The following is a 2162-nucleotide window of genomic DNA, read 5'->3' as shown; positions in this document are numbered from 1 at the left end:
GACGGCGGCGCCGCCGCGCACCGCGACGTCCTGTGCGGCCTCGCCGACGGCGGCGGCCAACACCTCGGTTTCCGGCGGTAGTTGAGCGGTGACGCTGTCCAGGCAGGCGGCGAGCAGCCCCTGCACGTCGCGGCCGTACACGAGGACGCTCAGCTTCGTCATCTCAGGCGTCGCCCTTCTCGGAGGCCCGCGGGGAGGCGGTGTCCAGCATGCGGTCCACCACGCGGGCGGCCGCCCGGCCGTCGTCGAGGTCGCAGAACGCCGCACGGAAGTCCGCGTACGCCGCCTCGTACGGGGCGCTCGCCGCGTCCAGGCCGCGCAGCGCCGCGATCAGTTCGGCGGACGTCTGCACGAGCGGCCCCGGGGCCCGCTCCTCGAAGTCGAAGTAGAAGCCGCGCAGCCGGTCCCGGTAGTGCTCCAGGTCGTACGTGAAGAACAGCATCGGGCGGCCGGTCACCGCGAAGTCGAACATCACCGAGGAGTAGTCGGTGATCAGCACGTCCGCGACGAGCAGCAGGTCCATCACGTCGGTGACCCCGGCCTGCGCCGACACGTCCCACACGAACCCGTCGCCCGCGCCCGGCACCGGCTCCACGACGTGGGAGTGCGGCCGGATCAGCAGGACGTGGTCGGCGCCCAGCTCCCGCTTCGCCGCGTCCAGGTCGATGCGCAGGTCGAGCAGGAAACCGCCCTTGTGGCGCTGCTTGTCCTCGCGCCACGTCGGCGCGTAAAGGATCACCTTCTTGCCGTCGGGCAGCCCGAGCCGCTTGCGGACCTCGTCCGCGCGCTTGTCGCGGTCGGGGGAGAGCAGCACGTCGTTGCGCGGGTAGCCGGCCTCGACGAGTTCGCCCTCGTAGCGGAAGGCGCGGCGCAGGATCGGCGTGGAGAAGCTGTTCGGCGAGAGCAGCATCGACCACTGGTGCCGCTCGCGGTCCAGGTCCTCCAGGTACGCCGTCGACGCGAAGTGCTCGTTGTCGAAGTCGAAGCCGATGCGCTTGAGCGGGGTGCCGTGCCAGGTCTGCACGATGCGCTGCCCGGGGCGGCGCTCCAGCCACTTCGGGAAGTGCGTGTTGCCGACGATGTAGCGCGAGCGGGCCAGCGCCTCGTAGTACTCGGGGCTGTGCACGCGCAGCGCGCGCGCCGTCGCCGGGACCTCGCACTGCCCGTCCTTGACCACCCACAGGTGCTCCAACTCCTCGCCCCGGCGCACCAGTTCCTCGTGCAGGGCGCGCGGCGAGTCGCCGTACATGCGGCCGCCGAACACGTCGTAGACGACGGTGTCGGTGAGCGGCTCCCGCCGGGCCAGCGGGTACGTCCGCTCGCGCAGCCGGGTCTGGCGGTGCCGGCTGCGCTCGTCGGGCCGCAGCTCGGAGTGGGCGAGCAGGGCCAGCTGGTCGTACTGGCGGGCCTGCAGCTCGACGCGCTTGCCGCCCGCGGTGACCTCGGCGGGCAGGTCCCGGTACGCGGTCGGCGCGAGCTGCACCGAGCTGCGGGTGCCGTCCGCCCGCTCGACGCAGGGCCACCAGAAACCGGAGCGCAGCGGGAGCACGCCCCGCGGCGGGGCCGGGGCGAAGGTGACGGTGAACGCGCCGTCCACCGCCGAGGCCGGGAAGGCGTACTCGTGACCGGACCACGTCTGGCGCAGGACGAGGCGCAGGGCGTGCGTGCCCGGGGCGGGATAGGTGCCGGTGAGGGTGACGGTGCCGTCGGGCGCCGCCGTGACGTGCTCCACCAGCGGCTGCGCGGGCTGGTCGACGATCTGGAGGTAGCCGCCGGGGGAGCGGCGCGCGTACAGCGCCCGCCCCTCGTAAGGGAACTGGGCTCCCGTGCAGCCTTCGCGGTCGTCGAGGACGAGGGCGAGCCGGTGCGGCCGCGCGGCGTCCTCGGGGCCGATCAGGACCGAGGTGTCCCAGCGGGCGATGGACCGCTCGGCCTGCGTCGGGCGCAGCCGCTCGTGGCCGGTGCGGACATCCGTCAGGGTGGTGGGCCGCACCCGCGCCGTGAACGGCACCCGGCCGTCCGGGTCCGCCGCGCCCAGGTCCAGCGGCATGGTGAGGACCTTGCCGGACTCGCGGTGGCGCAGGCGCAGTGCGGCCGGACCCTCGGGCGCGGTCCGCAGCACGCCGCGCACGGCCAACTCCCCTTCGGTGTAACGCACTTCC

Annotated in this window: 1 protein-coding gene; it reads right to left on the bottom strand. The window is 73.7% G+C overall.

Annotated features, from left to right (window positions below):
* Positions 1–163: 163 nt before the first annotated feature.
* A partial coding sequence (locus tag G3I40_RS37070) for a CDP-glycerol glycerophosphotransferase family protein (RefSeq protein WP_164559222.1) occupies positions 164–2162 on the bottom strand: 1999 nt, incomplete at its 5' end.

Source organism: Streptomyces sp. SID14478 (assembly GCF_010548525.1).
GTDB lineage: Bacteria > Actinomycetota > Actinomycetes > Streptomycetales > Streptomycetaceae > Streptomyces.
The sequence above is the reverse complement of the archived record's forward strand: the minus strand, read 5'-3'. Positions and strand labels throughout refer to the sequence as shown.